The sequence below is a fragment of the Deltaproteobacteria bacterium genome, from assembly GCA_005879535.1.
Classification (GTDB): domain Bacteria; phylum Myxococcota; class Myxococcia; order Myxococcales; family 40CM-4-68-19; genus 40CM-4-68-19.
On the sequence record VBKI01000032.1, the window covers coordinates 1 to 18002 of the forward strand.

Genomic DNA, 18002 nt, shown 5'->3' on the forward strand with positions numbered 1-18002 from the left:
TGCCGCGCGCTGCCGGTTCTGCGTCACCGCGCGCACCCAGAGCCCGAGGCGCGTGCGGGAGAGAAGTATCCAGACGAGCAGGAGAACCAACGAACCGAAGAGCAGGATGGCGATGCGGTTGAAGGGCAGGACCAGCCCGGCGAGCACGGTGATGCCGCCCGACATCCAGTCCGGGTTGGCCACCTCCACGTTCTGCGCGCCGAAGGCGCTGCGCACCGCCTGCATCAGGAGCAGGCTCGCGCCGAAAGTGGCGAGCAGCGTCTCCAGGGGGCGACCGTAGAGCTTGCGCACGACGGTCAGCTCCAGCAGCGCTCCCACCGCGGCCGCCGCGAGGAACGAGGCGGGCACGGCGACGGCCAGGTACCAACCGAAGTGACCTGGCCATTGGCGGCGGAACAGCGTCTGCACCAGCCAGGTGGCGTACGCGCCGATCATCAGCAGCTCGCCGTGCGCCATGTTGATCACGCCCATCAGCCCGAAGGTGACGGCGAGGCCCAGGGCGGCGAGGAGGAGCACGCTTCCGAGGCTGAGACCGCTGAAGAGCAGCCCCACCATCTCTGCCCGCTTGAGCGAGGCCTCCACGCTCCCGGTCGCGTCCTTCAGCGCGGCGAGCACGGCGGGATCGCTCTCCACCGCGAGCCGCTGCGCCAAGAGCCGCTTGCTGGTCGATCCAGGCACCCGTCGAAGCTGCTGTGCCGCGGCGATCCGGCGGGCGGGCTCGGACGCCGAGAGCGCGAGCATCGCCTGCGTGGTGAGCAGGACCTCGCGGACCTCCTTGTCCTTCTCCTTCGTCAGGGCGCCCTCGACGGCGGGAAGGACGTCGGGATCCGGCGCCTGCTGCAGCGAGCGCGCAGCCTCCAGGCGCTCCGCCCGATCCGGCGCGGAAAGTGACACTTTTTCCAGGTCGTCACGCGACGCTGCGGGAGCGCCGGTGAGAGCGTCCCGCAGCCTTCCACCGTCGTCGATGAGGACCGGTCCTTCGGGCCCCGCATAGAGGCGGCCCTCCAGCGTCGCGCGAAGCACCGGAACGGCAGCTGCATCACCGGCTTCAGCCAGAGCGGAGACCGCCCCTTGGCGGTCCGCCTGGCTGCCTCGAGCGATCTTGTCGAGCGTGCTCGCGTCGAGACTGACCGCGAGCACGACCGCCGTGATCAAGCCTGCCGTCATTCCTGGAACTGGATGCCGAGCTGCACGCCGGTGACGCTCGACCCGGCCGGCGGATTGGTGTTCTGCACCGCCAGTCCTATGCGCGCATTGTGCCCGTCCAGGATGTAGTTGAGGCCGACATCCACGGTCCGCGTCGGGTCGCCACCCAATGCCGCGACGGCGTGCTGGTAACGTACCATCGGCTGGACCCGGCCCGGACCCATCTTCGACGCGAACAGCCAGCTGGCAAGGCCGAAGGCGCTCCAGCCTTCCTTGCCCAGATCGTTGCCCTGGTCGAAGTTGTAGTAGGCGCCTTCGAGCGTGAGCACGTCCGCGGCGATGACTTTCTTCTCGAAGAGGAGGTCGACGTTGAACCCCAGCATCTTCTTGTCGCCGGCCGTATCGATGGTCTTCTTGTACTGAATCGTGCCTCCCAGCGCGAGGACGTCCTTCGATCCGTAATAGGTGCTGGAGTTGTAGTAGCCGGGCTCCGGATCGAGGAAGTTGAAGACCACCCGCCCGGCGTAGATGGCCTGACCGACGGGTACCGCGGTGTCCAGCGTGAAGACGCCCGCCTGGTATTTGAGCTGTCCGTGGTTGAGCTGGCCCCACAGCGCTGCTCCGTCGGCGCGGCCGGCGTAGATCGATGGATATCCGTTGACGGTCGTCGGATAGTTCCAGGCGTTCTGGTAGTAGGGCCCGCTCAGGTTCGCGCGGTCCGACGGTGGCAGAAAGCGTCCCATCCAGACGTTGAAGAGCTCGCTGGGCTCGAACTGCGCGATGGCGTCGAGCACGCGGATGGTGCCGCCATCGGCGTTGTTCAGGTCGAGGTTCCCCGCGAACTTCAGCCAGGGCGCGAACTGGCCGGCGATGTACGGACGCACGTCCAGCGTGTTGACGCTTACTCCTTGCGCGGGCGTGGTGTCGACGTAGCCGCCTCCGACGCGGACCCCGACTCCATAGGAGAGTGTCTTGGGTCCGAGGGTGAGCTCTGCGGCCGGAGCCGCTGCGGCGGCGAGCGCGACGGTGCAGATGACGGCGATTCTCATCCTAGCGCCCCGCCCGCTTCTCGTTGCCTGCGATGAACGGGCTCCACGGCTGGGCGCGGATCGGTTTGTCCGTCTTCCAGACCACGTCGAACTGCCCGTTGCCCTGCACCTCGCCGATGAACACCGGCTTCCACAGGTGGTGGTTCGTCTCGTCCATCTTCAGCGTGAACCCGGAGGGCGCCACGAACGTCTGGCCGGCCATCGCCTTGCGGACGTCGTCGACCTTGACGCTGCCGGCCTTCTGCGCCGCCTGCGCCCACATGTGCATGCCGACGTAGGTGGCTTCCATCGGGTCGTTGGTCACGCGCGAATCGCCGCCGGGAAGCCCGTTCTTCTTCACGTATGCCTTCCACATCTTGATGAACTCGGCATTCGTCTTGTTCTTGAGAGACATGAAGTAGTTCCAGGCCGCGAGGTGGCCGACCAGCGGCTTGGTGTCGATGCCGCGCAGCTCCTCTTCACCGACGGAGAACGCGACCACCGGGATGTCGGTGGCCTTGAGCCCCTGGTTGCCGAGCTCCTTGTAGAAGGGCACGTTGGAGTCGCCGTTGATGGTGGAAATCACCGCCGTGTGTCCGCCGGCGCCGAACGCTTTGATCTGTGCGACGATCGTCTGGTAGTCGCTGTGGCCGAACGGCGTGTACGTCTCCAGGATGTCGCTCTCCGGGATTTTCTTCGACTTCAGGAAGGCCCGGAGGATCTTGTTCGTGGTGCGCGGGTAGACGTAGTCGGTGCCGAGCAGGAAGAAGCGCGTCGCGCCGCCGCCTTCCTTGGACATCAGGTATTCCACCGCGGGGATCGCCTGCTGGTTCGGCGCCGCGCCCGTGTAGAAGACGTTCTGCGACAGCTCCTCGCCCTCGTACTGGACAGGATAGAAGAGGAGCCCGTTCAGCTCCTCGAACACCGGCAGCACGGACTTGCGCGAGACCGACGTCCAGCAGCCGAACACCGCCGCCACGTTGTCCTTGGTCAGCAGCTGGCGCGCCTTCTCCGCGAACAGCGGCCAGTTCGAGGCGGGATCGACGATCACTGGCTCCAGCTTCTTGCCGAGCACGCCTCCTTTGGCGTTGATCTCGTCGATGGTCATCAGCGCGACGTCCTTGAGCGACGTCTCGCTGATCGCCATCGTTCCCGACAGCGAATGCAGAATGCCGACCTTGATGGTCTCCGCGGCGCGAGCCGGCGGCGCGCCGAAGAGGACGGCGCAGAGAACGGACGACAGCATGAAGATGAGCTTCCGGGTGTACATGGGTTGGGGTTCTCCTCGGCCCGGTCGGACCTGCGCCCGGTCAGTGCAACAGCGGGACCACTTGCCGCGGCGCGGCGACGGCTGCCCTTCATTCGTGCGAGCCGCCGAAGCTGGAGAAGTCGCCCGACGAAATCGTCGGATGCATGGGTCCGCGACGACAAAAACGTCGCGCGCGTCCTCGACAAACCGTGCGTCGGTCCGCGCGCGATGGTTCACGGTCGTGCAGTTGGCCGGGCGAACGGCTGACGTTTTCGTGGTTTCCCGGTGGGCGACCGACGAATTCGTCGCTTGCGCTATGTAAACCCAGGGGCGAGCATGCGGTTGAAGCTCTCGGGACTGCGGATTCCCTGACGCGCCATCCACGTGTCCGCGGCCGCGATGCGAGCGGCACCGGCCTCACCGCCGGACAACTCGCCGTGGCGGCGTCGCGCGACGGCGGCGTAGAGCGCCATGTCGACGGTATCGAACTCGCTCGCGGCCCGTTCGAGGAGGATGAGAGCCCGCTCCGGCTGGCCACGAAGGGCTGCGATCCCGGCGCGGAGCAACTCGCCCGCCGGCCTGAACGCGGCGATGGGATCGCTCATCAGCTCGCGCGCAGCCCGATCCGCGACGTTCAGGAGAGCACTTCTCGCGGCCCGATCGCGTGCATCCGCCACCGCCGCGAGCGCGCTGGCGCCGCGGACGTGCACCATCTGTGACCGCACGACGCGCACGCGACCCAGCATCGATTGTTCGAACGCTGGCCAGGCCGCGTCGACGCGCGCCCAGGCGGCGTGGCCGTCGCCCTCATAGCGGTCGACGAACGCCTCGCCGAGCAACAGGAGCATGTGCTGGATGTCGAAGCCGCCGGTCACCCACTGCTCTCGAGCGAGCCGCACTTCGGCGTCGCAGCTCCTGGGGGTCCGGAATCTCGACGGCGGGTCTGGACGCGGTCGCCACCGCCGGGGCCTGCCGCAGCACGGGGAACAGGCGCACCAGGGAATGGATGTCGCTCGGCAGCAGCACTTCAGCCTGGTCCCCCAGACGCCGCAATCGCTGCGAGAGCGAATCGATCACGCTGTCGAGCGCCTTGTAGGGGACGGATTCGCGCTCGTAGCAGCGGCCGGCCAGCACGGTTGCCCGAGGGTCCGCCCGAATGCGGCCGAGGAAGCGATCGACCAGCGTCGTCTTGCCCATGCCCGAACGACCCTGGACGAGGACGGTCACGGGCGTGCCTTCGCGCGCTCGTGCTTGCGCGGCTTCCAGCGCCTCGAGCTGGGACTGCCGCCCAAGGAAGACCGGTGCAGGCCCCTGCGCGGGCATGCCGGTCGGGACGTGGGCACTTCGCAACCGTCGCAACACTTCCGAGCCCTTCGGCCGCTCGTCGGGGTTCCGATGGACGAGCGCGGTCGCAAGCTCGGCGAGATCCTCCGGAATGCCGTCGCGACGCAACGGAGGCGCCTCTCGCCGGATCTTTGCGTCGAGCACCTCGATCACCGTGCCCTCGAAGGGCAGCCGCCCGGCGAGGATGTCGTAAAGCATCGCGCCCACGCTGTACCAATCGCAGGCCGGGCCCAACTCCGCGCCGCCGGCTTGCTCCGGTGACATGTACGGCGGCGTTCCGCCCATCGGATCGAGGATCGAATCGCCTGCCGACGCGGACCGCCGGGCGCTCACCAGACCGAAGTCGAGGAGGACGACCCGGCCTCGGCTATCCACCATCACGTTCGACGGCTTGATGTCCCGGTGCAGGCGTCCAGTCGCGTGGAGGGCTTCGACGCCGAGCGCGAGCTGCCGGAACGCGTCGCGCAGCCGGTCGACGTCGCCATTGGCGATCCAACGCCGGAAATCGACGCCCTCCAACAGCTCCATGGTGCAGAACCAGCGGTCTTCGTCCGAGATGAGCTCGTAGAGGGTGACGAGGTTCGGGTGCGAGACGTTGGCGAACGAGCGGAACTCGTGCTTGAACCGGTATAGCCCCGCCGGATCGAACCGCTGCAGCGTCTTCAGCGCGACGTCGCGGCCCTGGGCGAGATCGCGGGCGCGATAGACCACACCCATCGGTCCCGCGCCGAGCCGCGAGAGGACCTGGAACCGCGCGTTGCCGCCGAAGTCTCCGGGGTCCACGGAGTCACCCTGAGGAAGGGCGCGCATCATACTGAATCTATGCAGCTGTGCTGGAAGGTTGCGACGATCCTGCCATTTCGACCGAGGGAAGCGACGAATTCGTCGGAACGGCGGCCCGGATGTGAAGATTGGGTGAACCGGGGCCCATCCCTGCGAACGCATTTGACAAACCGCGGCAAGGGGCGCTACCCATGTGCGCCATGAAATCCCGGCTCCCGCGCGCCGCCGTCCTCTTCGCTTCCGCGCCGGAGCTTCGCTCCTCGCTCCTTCTTGGCGTCGTCGGACTGCTTCCGCTCATTAGCAGCGGGTGCGGGCCGCCGTCCTGACCGAGGAAGATTTCCGGAAGGAACCTGGCCCCCGCACCCGACCCGGTGCGGGGGCTTTTTTTTGCCCCCGAGGTCCGCATGTCGTCGCAGCCCGCAGTTGCACAGCAGAGCCGAAGCCCCGACGCCGAACCGGTCCAGAGGACGGGCGCGCAGATGGTCTGGGAAGTTCTCGTGCGCGAAGGCGTCGACGTCGTCTTCGGGTACCCGGGCGGCGCGATCATGCCGACCTACGACGCGATGCCGGCCTATCCCATCCGGCACGTCCTGGTCCGGCACGAGCAGGGCGCCGCCCACATGGCCGACGGCTATGCCCGGGCGTCGGGCAAAGTCGGAGTGGCGATCGCCACCTCCGGACCGGGCGCGACGAACCTCGTCACCGGCATCGCGACGGCGATGATGGATTCCTCTCCCATCGTCTGCATCACGGGGCAGGTGCCTTCGACGGTCTTGGGCAGCGACGCCTTCCAGGAGACGGACATCACCGGCATCACGCTGCCGATCACCAAGCACAACTACCTGGTCACGCGCGCCGAGGACGTCGCCCCCACCCTCCGCGAGGCCTTCTTCATCGCCCGCTCCGGCCGGCCGGGTCCGGTGCTGGTGGACATCACCAAGGACGCGCAGCAGGGAGTGGCGCGCCTCGACGCGCGGTTGCCGACGCGGGCGGCGCGCAGCCGCCCGATTCCGACGCCGACTTCCGACGCCATCGCCCGGGCAGCCTTGTTGATCGACGCGGCCGAGCGGCCCCTGATCCTCGCGGGCCAGGGCGTTCTGGCGTCGGGATCGACGGCGCTCTTGCGCGAGTTTGCCGAGAAGACCGGCGTTCCGGTGACCGCCACGCTGCTCGGCCTCGGAGGCTTCCCGGCATCGCATCCGCTCAGCCTGGGCATGATGGGGATGCACGGTGAAGCCTGGGTGAACACGTCGATCCAGGAAGCAGATCTCTTGGTCGCGCTGGGGATGCGCTTCGACGACCGGGTCACCGGCAAGCTGCAGACGTACGCGGTGAACGCGAAGAAGATCCACGCGGAGATCGACCCCAGCGAGATCAACAAGAACGTCCGGGTGGACGTCGCCCTGCCGGGAGACCTGCGGCGGACGTTGGAGGCGCTGCTTCCGGTCGTACAGGCGCGAACGCGCAAGCCCTGGCTGGATCGCATCGCGGCCCGGCGGAGCGAAGCGGCCCGCCGCGACGTGCAGTCGGTTCCCTCGGGCGGGAAGCTCTTCGCCGCCCACGTGCTGCACGATCTCTGGCGCTTGACGGAAGGCAAGGCGCTGGTCGTGACCGACGTCGGCCAGCACCAGATGTGGGAGGCGCAGTACTACAAGCACGAGCGACCCCGGTCGCTGATCACCTCGGGCGGCCTCGGCACGATGGGGTTCGCGCTTCCCGCGGCGATGGGCGCGCGCTTTGCCCGACCGGACGACGAGATCTGGGTAGTGGCGGGCGACGGCGGGTTCCAGATGACCGCCTGCGAGCTGATCACCTGCGCGCAGGAAGGCCTGAAGCTCAACATCGCCATCGTCAACAACGGCTATCTGGGGATGGTCCGACAGTGGCAGGAGTTCTTCTACAACCGCCGGTACGTCGCCACGCCGCTGCGCAGCCCCGACTTCGTGATGCTGGCTCAGGCGCACGGTTTGCCGGGACTCCGCGTCACGCGCAGGGAGGAGATCCCTCAGGCCGTCGAGCGGGCCCGGGCCGAGGCGGGCTCGGTGGTGGTCGAGTTCCGCGTCGAGCAGGAAGACTCGGTGTACCCGATGGTGCCGGCCAACACCGACCTGCGCGAGATGATCCGGCGACCCGCATTCGCCGAGGAGGAGTGATGCCGCACGACTCCGCGTTTTCCATTCCCAGTGGCCGGAGGACGGCGCAGACGCTCATCGTCTACGTCGAAGATCAGCCCGGGACCCTCAACCGCATCGTCTCGCTGTTCCGGCGGCGCGGGTTCAACATCGAGTCGCTCACGGTCGGCCGCTCCGAACGGGAAGGCATCTCCCGCATCACCGTGGTGGTGCGTGCGGACGACGAGACCGCCCGGCGGCTGGAGGCGAACCTCTACAAGCTCGTCAACGTGCTTTCGGTCGAAGACGTGACCCACGCGCCGTCGGTCACGCGCGAGATGGCGTTCGTGAAGGTGCGCGCCGCGCAGAACCGGCGCCCCGAGTTGCTTCAGCTCGTGCAGACCTTCCGCGCCCGTGTGGTGGACCTCGGTCCCGAGTCGGTGATCGTCGAGACCACCGGGACGCAGGAGAAGCTCGACGGGCTCGTCGAGGTGCTGCGCCCCTTCGGGATCCTCGAGCTGGTGCGCACTGGAGCGGTGGCGATGCAGCGAGGACCGGGGGGCGGCGCGCAGGACGAAGCGTCCGAATCGGATGACGGGGTAGCCGCATGACTTTCAAACCAGAAGCAGGAGCGACGCGGATGAACAGGAACGGGAACGAGACGAGCGACCGGGTGATCGTGTTCGACACCACCCTGCGCGACGGTGAGCAGGCCCCAGGCGGGAGCATGAACCTCTCGCAGAAGATGCAGGTGGCGAAGGCTCTCGCGGCGCTCGGCGTGGACGTGATGGAAGTCGGATTTCCCGTCGCGTCGCCAGGCGATTTCCAGGCCGTGGAAGCGATCTCCCGGCAAGTGGAGGGCCCCGTCATCTGCGCGCTCGCGCGCGCGCACCGGCCGGACATCGACGCCGTCCTCAAGGCGCTGGCGCCCGCGTCGCGCCGTCGGGTCCACGTCTTCCTCGCCACGAGCCCGATCCACCGCGAGCACAAGCTGCGGATGACGCAAGCGGAAGTGGTCCGCGTCGCCACCGGCGCCATCGAGTACGCGCGCGAGCGCTGCGACGACGTGGAGTTCTCCGCCGAGGACGCGGCACGCACGGAGCCGGACTTCCTCGTCGAAGTGGTGGAGCGCGCCATCGAGGCGGGCGCCACGACCATCAACATCCCCGACACCGTCGGGTACGCGGTGCCTTCGCACTTCGCCGCCATCATCGAGAACCTGCGCGCCAAGGTCCGCGGCATCGACCGCGTGGTGCTCAGCGTCCACTGCCATGACGATCTCGGCATGGCGGTAGCCAACAGCCTGGCGGCGCTCCAGGCGGGGGCGCGGCAGGTGGAGTGCACCGTCAACGGGATCGGCGAGCGCGCCGGGAACTGTTCGCTCGAGGAAGTGGTGATGGCGCTGCGCACGCGCCACGACTTCTTCGGCCTGCGCACGGGCATCCGTACGCAGCAGCTCTGCTCGGCGAGCCGGGTGGTGGCGGGAGCGACGGGATTCCACGTCGCGCGCAACAAGGCGGTGGTCGGGCAGAACGCCTTCGCCCACGAATCCGGCATCCACCAGCACGGGATGATCAACCACCAGCAGACGTACGAGGTGATGCGGCCCGAGGACGTCGGCTTCAAGAGCAGCAACCTCGTGCTCGGCAAGCACAGCGGCCGCCATGCGCTGAACGCGCGGCTGCACGATCTCGGCTACCAGCTCGAGCCGGAGCAGATCGACAAGGTATTCGAGGAGCTGAAGCGGCTCGCGGACAAGAAGAAGGAGATCTACGACGGCGACCTCGACGCGCTGCTCGTCGGCCTCTTCCAGAACGGGACGGCGCGCCGCTGGGAGCTGGCGAGCCTCAACGCGGTCAGCGGCACCGGCACGCCTCCCACTGCCGCCGTGTCGCTCCTCACCCGCGACGGGCGGAAGCTCGACGAGGCGGCCACCGGCGACGGTCCGGTCGACGCCGTCTTCAAGTGCATCGAGCGCATCACCGGCGTGAAAGCGCGTCTGCGCGACTTCACCATCGCGAGCGTCAGCGCCGGCGAGGATGCGCAGGGTGAAGTGATCGTCGTCGTCGAGCACGAGGGCCGCACCTATCGCGGGCGCGGCCTGAGCACCGACATCGTCCTCGCCAGCGCCGAGGCCTACCTGGAGGTGGTGAACCGAATCTCCGCGGGCCGCCTGCAGCGCAAGACGCCCCCCGAGCCCGAGGTGGTGTGTGGCGCAGTCTGAGCCGCGCACGCTCTTCGGCAAGCTCTGGGACGCGCACCTCGTCCGTCCGGAGACGGACGAGGCGCCAGCGGTCTTGTACGTCGATCTCCACCTCGTGCACGAGGTGACCTCGCCGCAGGCATTCTCGGTGCTGCGCGAGCGCGGCATCGGCGTGAGACGTCCCGGCCGGACGCTCGCGACCATGGATCACTCGACGCCGACCACGCCGCGTCCGCGGGGCACGAAGCTGGTCATCGAGGACCGCGACTGCGCGGCGCAGCTTGGCGCGCTGGAGGCGAACTGCGCGCAGTTCGGCGTCGAGCTGCACTCGCTCTCCAGCGAGCAGCAGGGCATCGTGCACGTCATCGGGCCGGAGCTGGGTCTGACGCAGCCGGGGATGACCATCGTCTGCGGCGACAGCCATACCAGCACGCACGGGGCCTTCGGCGCCTTTGCTTTCGGGATCGGCACCAGCGAAGTGGCGCACGTGCTGGCCACGCAATGCCTGCTGCAACGGCGGCCGCGAACGCTGCAAGTGCGGGTCGAAGGCCGGCCGCGGCCGGGTGTCACCGCGAAGGATCTCATCCTCTCGATCATCGGCCGCATCGGCATCGCCGGCGGCACCGGCCACGTCATCGAGTACACCGGAAGCGCCATCCGGGCGCTCTCGATGGAAGAGCGGATGACGGTGTGCAACATGTCCATCGAGGCCGGAGCCCGCGCCGGCTGCATCGCGCCCGACGACGTCACGTTCCAGTACCTGGCCGGGCGGCCGCGGGCGCCGCAGGGCCCGGACTGGGATCGCGCGCTCACTCGCTGGCTGACGCTACCCGGCGATCCGGGAGCGATCTATGATCGCACGGTCGAGATCGACGGCAGCGCCGTCGAGCCGACCATCACTTTTGGAACGAATCCGGGAATGTCCGTCCCGATTCGCGGCGAGGTGCCGGATCCGGGGTCCGCCACTGACGCCGCGAATCGGGCGGCATTGGATCGGGCGCTCCGCTACATGGGCCTGCGGCCGGGACAGCCGCTGATCGGCCATCCTATCGACGTCGTCTTCATCGGAAGCTGCACCAACGCGCGCCTCGAGGATCTCCGCGCTGCGGCATCGGTTCTGCGAGGAAGGAAGGTGGCGGCAGGGGTCCGCGCGCTGGTGGTGCCCGGATCCCGGCAGGTGAAGAAGGCGGCCGAGGCAGAGGGCCTGGATCGCGTTTTTCGCGATGCCGGTGCGGAGTGGCGCGAGCCCGGGTGCTCGATGTGCATCGGGATGAACGGCGATCAGGTCGGGCGGGGACAGTCCGCCGTCAGTACCAGCAACCGCAATTTCGAAGGGCGCCAGGGTCCCGGTGCGCGGACTTTCCTCGCCAGCCCACTGACCGCCGCAGCGGCTGCGATTGCCGGCGCCATCGCCGACCCGCGGGAGCTTCTGCGATGACGGCGCTGCAACCCTTCCGCAAGCTCGACTCCCGGACCGCCGTTCTTGCCCGCGCCGACATCGACACCGACCAGATCATTCCGGCGCGCTATCTCAAGGGCACCACGCGCGCCGGCCTTGGCCGCTGGCTCTTTGCTGGCTGGAGGTACGACGAACAGGGCCGTCCGAGGGCAGACTTCCCGCTCTCGCGGCCCGAGGCCCACGGCGCGCAGGTGCTGGTCGCCGGAGCGAATTTCGGCTGCGGGTCATCGCGCGAGCACGCTCCCTGGGCGCTGCTCGATTACGGCTTCCGCGCCGTGGTCAGCTCGTCCATCGCCGACATCTTCCGCGGCAACGCGCTCAAGAACGGGCTCCTGCCGGTGATCGTCGATCCGGCGACGCACGAGATCCTGCTCGCGTCGCCGGGGGTGCGCGTCAGCATCGATCTCGAGTCGTGCACGCTCGCGTTCGGCGACGCCCGCGTCAGCTTCGCCATCGACCCCTTTTCCCGCCGCTGCCTGCTCCAGGGCGTCGACGAGCTCGGGTACCTTCTCGAGCAGGAAGACGCGATCGCCGCATACGAGAAGGAGCAAGGATGAGGGCGCTAATCGCGGTCTTGCCGGGCGACGGCGTCGGTCCGGAAGTGACAGCGGAAGCGGTACGCGTCCTCACCGCGGTGGGCGAGCTGTACGGGCACGCATTCGATCTTCGCGAGGCAACCGTCGGGGGAGTCGCCATCGAGCGAACGGGTGTACCGCTGCCGGACGAGACCGCCGCTCTCTGCCGCGGCGCCGACGCCGTCCTGCTGGGCGCCGTCGGCGGACCGCGGTGGGGCCCTTCATCGCCGGTCCGGCCGGAGCAGGGACTGCTCGAGCTGCGGCGCGCGCTCGGCGTGTTCGCGAACTTGAGGCCTGCCTCGCCGCATCCGCGCGTCGTTGCGGCGTCGCCGCTGAAGCCGGCGGTGCTGCGCGGGGTGGACGTGCTGATCGTCCGCGAGCTGACGGGCGGAATCTACTTCGGCGAGAAGCGCCGCGAGGCGGCCTGGGCCGAGGACCACTGCACCTACAGCGAGGACGAGATCGCGCGCGTCGTCCGCGTCGCAGCGCGGCTTGCGCAGTCGCGCCGCGGCCGGCTGACGTCGGTCGACAAGGCGAACGTGCTCGAGACTTCCCGGCTGTGGCGCGAGGTGACGACGCGCATCGTCCAGGAGGAGTATCCCCGGATCAGCCTGGAGCACCAGCTCGTGGACTCCTGCGCGCTCCGCCTCGTGCAGCGGCCAGCGGACTTCGACGTCATCGTCACCGAGAACCTGTTCGGCGACATCCTCACCGATCTCACCGCCGTGCTCGGCGGCTCGATCGGGATGCTGCCCTCGGCATCGCTCGGAGAGCGCGGACCAGGACTGTACGAGCCGGTGCACGGCTCGGCGCCCGACATCGCCGGCCGTGGGCTTGCGAATCCCTACGGAGCGATCGGGAGCGTCTCGCTGCTGCTCCGCCACTCCTTGCATCTCGAGGACGAGGCCGCCGCGGTCGACGCCGCCATCGGCGCCGCGCTGGAGACCGGGGCGCTCACCGCCGACGTGGCCGACCGGGACGATCGCACCTGCAAGACTGTCGAGGTGGGCGATGCCGTCGTCCACGCGCTGTCGCGGCACAAGGAGTCACGCTGATGGCCGAAGATCCGCGCTCCCACAGCCGCGCCATCACCGAAGGCCCCGACCGGGCGCCGGCGCGGTCGATGCTCAAGGCGATCGGCTTCACCGACGCGGACCTCTCGCGCCCCATCGTCGGCGTCGCCAGCACCTGGACGGAGACGATGCCCTGCAACTTCCACCTGCGTCGCCTGGCCGAGCGGGTGAAGGAGGGCATCCGCTCGGCGGGCGCCACGCCGATGGAGTTCAACACCATCGCCATCAGTGACGGCGTGACCATGGGCACCGAAGGGATGAAGGCGTCGCTGGTGAGCCGGGAAGTGATCGCCGACTCCATCGAGCTGGTCGGGCGCGGGCATCTCTTCGACGCGATGGTAACGCTGGTTGCCTGCGACAAGACGATCCCGGGCGGCGCGATGGCGTTGCTGCGGCTGAACCTGCCCTCGCTCCTGCTCTATGGCGGGTCGATTGCGCCAGGACACTTCGACGGGCGCGACGTGACCATCCAGGACGTGTTCGAGGCGGTGGGAGCGCACGCCGCCGGACACCTCCCGCTCGCGCGTCTCAAGGAGCTCGAGGACGTGGCCTGCCCGGGCAGCGGCGCCTGCGGCGGCCAGTACACCGCGAACACCATGGCGCTGGCTATGGAGGTGCTGGGCCTCTCGCCGCCCGGCTACGCGACGATTCCGGCGGAAGACCCGCGCAAGGACGATGCGACGCGCGCCGCAGGAGCGGATCTCGTGCGGCTCCTGCGCGAGAATCGCACGCCGGCCGACGTGATCACGCGTGCGTCGTTCGAAAACGCCATCGCGGCGGTGGCCGCCACCGGGGGATCGACCAACGCGGTGCTGCATCTGCTGGCGCTGGCGCGGGAGGCGGGGATTCCGCTTGCGCTCGACGACTTCGACGAGGTCAGCCGGCGCACTCCTCTGATTGCGGATTTGAAGCCTGGCGGGCGGTACACCGCGGTGGATCTCGACCGCGCAGGCGGCGTGCCGCTGATCGTCCAGCGCCTCCTCCAAGCGAATCGCTTCCACGGCGATGCAGCCACCGCCGACGGAAAGACCTGGAAGGAGCATGCGAACGCCGCCACGGAGCCGCCCGGCCAGGACGTGGTGCGCCCCCACGGCGAACCGCTGCGCAAGACCGGTGGCCTCGTGATCCTGCGCGGCAACCTCGCGCCGGACGGCTGCGTGCTGAAGATGGCGGGGCACGAGCGGACGTTCCATCGCGGCCCGGCCCGCGTCTTCGAACGCGAGGAGGACGCCTTCGCCGCGGTCCGCGATCGGCGCATCCGGGCCGGGGACGTCGTCGTTATCCGCTACGAGGGCCCGCGCGGCGGTCCCGGGATGCGCGAGATGCTGGGCGTCACTGCTGCGCTCGTTGGCGAGGGCCTCGGCGAATCCGTTGCGCTGCTCACCGACGGCCGGTTCAGCGGCGCGACTCGCGGCCTGATGGTCGGGCACGTCGCGCCGGAAGCGGCCGTCGGCGGGCCCATCGCTGCCCTGCGCGAGGGCGATAGCGTGGTGTTCGACGTGGAGCGGCGCACGCTGTCCGTCGAGCTTTCCGCCGCCGAGCTGGCAGCGCGGATGCGCGGCTTCCAGCCGCCGCCGCCGCGCTACACCTCCGGCGTTTTCGCCAAGTACGTCGCTCTGGTTTCTTCGGCCGCCGAAGGCGCGGTCACGCAGGTTCCCGCTGTTTCCGCAAGTTCCGCAAGCAGCAGTCCCACGCAAGCAGAAGCGAAGGAAGTGAACGATGGCCACCATCTACACGGATAAGGACGCAACCCTCGACCTCGTCCGCGGCCGCAAGGTCGCGGTGGTCGGATACGGCAGCCAGGGTCACGCGCACGCGCTCAACCTCAAGGACTCCGGCGTCGACGTCCGCGTCGGACTTCCGGAGGAGAGCAAGTCGCGCCAGAAGGCGCAGGCGGCGGGCCTGTCCGTCCTCACCGTGGCCGAGGCGGCGCGCGAGGCGGACCTGATCATGGTGCTCGCGCCCGACGAGAAGCAGAGGAGGATCTACGAGGAGGACATCGCGCCTCATCTCACGGCGGGCAAGGCGCTCTTCTTCGCGCATGGATTCAACATCCACTACGGGCAGATCAAGCCGCCGCCGGAAGTCGACGTCGTCCTCATCGCTCCCAAGGCGCCGGGGCACATGGTGCGCCAGGCCAAGGCGCTCGGGCTCTCGTACGCGCGCGGCATCGGCGCGACCCGCGCCGCGGTCCTGGAGACCACCTTCCGCGAGGAGACCGAGACCGATCTGTTCGGCGAGCAGACGGTGCTCTGCGGCGGCATCTCCTCGCTGGTCGTCGCCGGGTACGAAACGCTCGTCGAGGCGGGGTACCAGCCGGAGAGCGCGTACTTCGAGTGCCTGCACGAGCTGAAGCTGATCGTCGACATGATGTACGAGGGCGGCCTGGGCTGGATGCGCTACTCGATCAGCGACACGGCGGAGTACGGCGACTACAGCCGCGGGCCGAGGATCGTGAACGAGGGCGTGCGGGCGGAGATGAAGAAGATCCTCCGCGAGATCCAGACCGGGCAGTTCGCGCGCGAATGGATCCTGGAGAACCAGGCCGGGCGGCCGTCGTTCGACAAGCTGCGCGCCGAAGCGAAGGCGCATCCCATCGAGGAAGTTGGTCGCCGGATCCGCGAGCTGATGAGCTGGTTGCGCGATGCGAAGAAGGACTCCAGCGAGGCGCCGCGCAAGCCGCGTCCCGCTGCACAGGCGTAAGAGCCGGAGGCAGGGTGGAACGCGTCCAGAGTACGGAGCTCGAAGGCCGGTCGACCGCCGGATCCAGAGGAACGACGGCGGCCGGTCCTCCGCGCATGTGGCTGAACGGCAAGCTCGTCTCGCCTTCGGAGGCGCGGTTGGACTTCCTCACGCCCGCGCTCCACTACGGAGTGGCGGCCTTCGAGGGGATCCGCTGTTACCGCACGGCGCGAGGGCCGGCCATCTTCAGGCTCGAGGAGCACGTCGAGCGGCTGATCCATTCGGCGCGCGTCCTCGGCTGGCGCGAGCTGCCGTTCGGTCTGGAGGAGCTGACCGCAGGCTGCACGGACGTGGTCCGCGCGAGCGGATTCGAGGAGTGCTACATCCGCCCTCTGATCTGGCTCGCGGAAGGCGGCTGGAACCTGACGGTCGACGGCGGCAAGGCGTACGCGGGCATCGCCGTCTGGGAGTGGAAGGCGTATCTGGGGGCAGAGGCGCTGGAGCAGGGCGTTCGCGCCAACGTCTCCACCTTTACCCGTCACCACCCGAACGTGATGATGACCAAGGCGAAGATCAGCGGGAACTATCCCAACTCGGTGCTGGCGAAGACCGAGTCGCTGCGCCTCGGATTCGACGAGGCGATCATGCTCGATGCGCAGGGCATGGTGGCGGAGTGCACCGGCGAGAACATCTTCGTGGTGCGCCGCGGGCGCCTGGTCACGCCGCCTCCCGGGGCCATCCTGGAGGGCATCACCCGCGACTCGATCATGACGCTGGCGCGCGATCTGGGCCACGAAGTTGTCGAGCAGCCGGTCTCCCGCGACCAGCTCTACATCGCCGACGAGGTCTTCGTGACCGGGACCGCGGCGGAGGTGATCGGGCTGCGGGAGATCGACTTTCGTCCGATCGGCTCCGGCCGCGGAACGCCCGTCACGCGGGCGCTGCAGCAGGCGTACCACGCGGTGGTGCGTGGAGAGCATCCCCGCTCTGCGTCCTGGCTCACGTTCGTGAGCTGACCGGGTCGACAACGGCGCCGGACCTGCTAGGTTCGGCGCCCCGTTTCCGGAGGTGCTCATGCGGTACGCGACGCTGCTCCTGATCCTCGCTTGCGGCTGCGCCACTACGACGTCCACGACGGGTGCGCCATCGGGCGGCACCGCCGGCGGAGCGGACGCCGGCACCGTCTCGTCCGACGCGGGCATGTTCGGAACTTTCGACGCGGGCGGAATGTACGGCGATGCTGGCGCGATGGGCGCGCCGGACGCCGGGATGCCGGGCACGACGCCGTCGGTGCTGACGGCGAGGCTCGAGCCGCGCAGCAGCAGCAACGTGTCGGGCATCGCGCGTGTCACTCCGGGAGGATCCGGCGTCGTGGTCCTGGTGGAGGTGCAGAATGCCACGCCCGGCGAGCACGGGGTGCACATCCACGAGAACGGCGATTGCAGCGACCCTGCTGCCCAGAACGCCGGCCCTCACTTCAATCCCAAGTCGGCGGCGCACCACGGCGGCGCGAACACGCCAGTCCGCCACGGCGGCGACCTCGGGAACATGAAGGTCAGCTCCAGCGGCCGCGGCCTGCTGGCCGTGACCGTGTCCGACCTGACGATGGACAATGCATCCGGCCGCGCGGTGGTCGTCCACGAGAAGGCGGACGATCTGCAGTCGGATCCGGCAGGCAACTCTGGAAATCGCATCGCCTGCGGCGTGCTCCAGGCCGGCCAGTAAGACGCTCAGGAAGAAGGTGACCGACGCGATGCGGGGCTAGTTGCCGGCGCCATCCTCGCGCTGACGTGTTGACGCGCGCTGCTGTGCGCGAATCAGCGGTGTATTCGGCCACTGCGTATGCTGTGGTGGCCCTACTCGTCGGCCTCGCCGTGCCCTCGCGCATGGTCGAATTGCGTATCCGCTAGTTGCCGCCGCCCATTCCCGGTCTGACGTGCTTGACTTTCTGGGACTTTACGATCGTCGCTGCATTCAGAAGCGCATCGACGGGACCGACTCCCTTCATGTTCTTCACGCCCTGGGTCATGCCCTCGACAAAGAGAGGGCAGGCCCAAACTGGAATTTCGCCAGTCGTCATCTCAATCGGCCGTCCAACAACGATCTCGACGGTATGACGAAGGCCATCCTTACCGAGATAAGACCAGGTATCTCTTGCGATGGGATCACGGATCGCGTCTGCTTGTTCCTTTGGCATGTCGCCTCAGAATCCGCCGTTACCTAGATAAGCTTGGTTACAGAAGGAAATGCATTGGGCGAGCCGCTCGGACACTTGCTGCATACACAAAGCGTATGCCTTTCTTGCTTCGCATTTGCCGAGATTTGGGGACACCATATACGCAGTCGTGC

16 protein-coding genes are annotated in these 18002 nt (G+C 68.4%); 10 read left to right on the forward strand and 6 right to left on the reverse strand.

Features of this window, described 5'->3' with window-relative positions; genetic code table 11:
• The 5 genes from E6J58_01895 to E6J58_01915 all read right to left on the reverse strand — a co-directional run.
• A partial coding sequence (locus tag E6J58_01895; protein TMB42289.1) for an urea ABC transporter permease subunit UrtB occupies positions 1 to 1167 on the reverse strand: 1167 nt, incomplete at its 3' end.
• Positions 1164 to 2195 carry a hypothetical protein gene (locus tag E6J58_01900; GenBank protein ID TMB42290.1) on the reverse strand — a complete coding sequence of 344 codons (1032 nt, stop codon included), beginning with the start codon at positions 2193 to 2195 and terminating at the stop codon, positions 1164 to 1166. The genes E6J58_01895 and E6J58_01900, both read right to left, overlap by 4 nt.
• 1 nt (position 2196) lies before the next feature.
• Positions 2197 to 3444 (reverse strand): urea ABC transporter substrate-binding protein, encoded by a 1248-nt coding sequence (urtA, locus tag E6J58_01905; GenBank protein ID TMB42291.1) that lies wholly within the window; start codon positions 3442 to 3444, stop codon positions 2197 to 2199.
• Positions 3445 to 3737: 293 nt separating this feature from the next.
• Positions 3738 to 4322: a hypothetical protein gene (locus tag E6J58_01910; GenBank protein TMB42292.1), complete on the reverse strand. Its 585-nt coding sequence runs from the start codon at positions 4320 to 4322 to the stop codon at positions 3738 to 3740.
• A complete protein-coding gene (locus E6J58_01915; GenBank protein TMB42293.1) occupies positions 4231 to 5712 on the reverse strand; it encodes a serine/threonine-protein kinase PknK in 1482 nt (493 codons plus the stop codon). The genes E6J58_01910 and E6J58_01915 overlap by 92 nt, the downstream gene beginning before the upstream one ends.
• Before the next feature lie 242 nt (positions 5713 to 5954).
• On the opposite strand from E6J58_01915, the gene ilvB reads away from it, so the two are divergent.
• The 10 genes from ilvB (at position 5955) to E6J58_01965 (ending at position 17378) form a co-directional block, all read left to right on the forward strand.
• Complete coding sequence (gene ilvB, locus E6J58_01920; GenBank protein ID TMB42294.1) at positions 5955 to 7703, forward strand: biosynthetic-type acetolactate synthase large subunit; 1749 nt, start codon at positions 5955 to 5957, stop codon at positions 7701 to 7703.
• Complete coding sequence (gene ilvN / locus E6J58_01925) at positions 7703 to 8272, forward strand: acetolactate synthase small subunit (GenBank protein ID TMB42295.1); 570 nt, start codon at positions 7703 to 7705, stop codon at positions 8270 to 8272. Before ilvB ends, ilvN begins: the two co-directional genes overlap by 1 nt.
• A 29-nt stretch (positions 8273 to 8301) precedes the next feature.
• Entirely contained in the window at positions 8302 to 9885 is a 1584-nt protein-coding gene (locus E6J58_01930; protein TMB42296.1) for a 2-isopropylmalate synthase, read from the forward strand.
• Complete coding sequence (gene leuC / locus E6J58_01935; protein TMB42297.1) at positions 9872 to 11302, forward strand: 3-isopropylmalate dehydratase large subunit; 1431 nt, start codon at positions 9872 to 9874, stop codon at positions 11300 to 11302. Before E6J58_01930 ends, leuC begins: the two co-directional genes overlap by 14 nt.
• A 5-nt stretch (positions 11303 to 11307) precedes the next feature.
• Entirely contained in the window at positions 11308 to 11880 is a 573-nt protein-coding gene (gene leuD, locus E6J58_01940) for a 3-isopropylmalate dehydratase small subunit (GenBank protein ID TMB42317.1), read from the forward strand.
• Positions 11877 to 12953 carry a 3-isopropylmalate dehydrogenase gene (leuB, locus tag E6J58_01945; GenBank protein ID TMB42298.1) on the forward strand — a complete coding sequence of 359 codons (1077 nt, stop codon included), beginning with the start codon at positions 11877 to 11879 and terminating at the stop codon, positions 12951 to 12953. Before leuD ends, leuB begins: the two co-directional genes overlap by 4 nt.
• A complete protein-coding gene (gene ilvD / locus E6J58_01950) occupies positions 12953 to 14713 on the forward strand; it encodes a dihydroxy-acid dehydratase (GenBank protein TMB42299.1) in 1761 nt (586 codons plus the stop codon). The genes leuB and ilvD overlap by 1 nt, the downstream gene beginning before the upstream one ends.
• Positions 14691 to 15674: an NADP-dependent ketol-acid reductoisomerase gene (locus E6J58_01955; GenBank protein TMB42300.1), complete on the forward strand. Its 984-nt coding sequence runs from the start codon at positions 14691 to 14693 to the stop codon at positions 15672 to 15674. Before ilvD ends, E6J58_01955 begins: the two co-directional genes overlap by 23 nt.
• A 95-nt stretch (positions 15675 to 15769) precedes the next feature.
• A complete protein-coding gene (locus E6J58_01960; protein ID TMB42318.1) occupies positions 15770 to 16669 on the forward strand; it encodes a branched-chain amino acid transaminase in 900 nt (299 codons plus the stop codon).
• A 58-nt stretch (positions 16670 to 16727) separates the two neighbouring features.
• Entirely contained in the window at positions 16728 to 17378 is a 651-nt protein-coding gene (locus tag E6J58_01965; GenBank protein TMB42301.1) for a superoxide dismutase family protein, read from the forward strand.
• Between the two features lie 181 nt (positions 17379 to 17559).
• Here E6J58_01965 and E6J58_01970 read toward each other — a convergent pair whose 3' ends face one another.
• Positions 17560 to 17850 (reverse strand): hypothetical protein, encoded by a 291-nt coding sequence (locus E6J58_01970; protein ID TMB42302.1) that lies wholly within the window; start codon positions 17848 to 17850, stop codon positions 17560 to 17562.
• Positions 17851 to 18002: the final 152 nt, after the last annotated feature.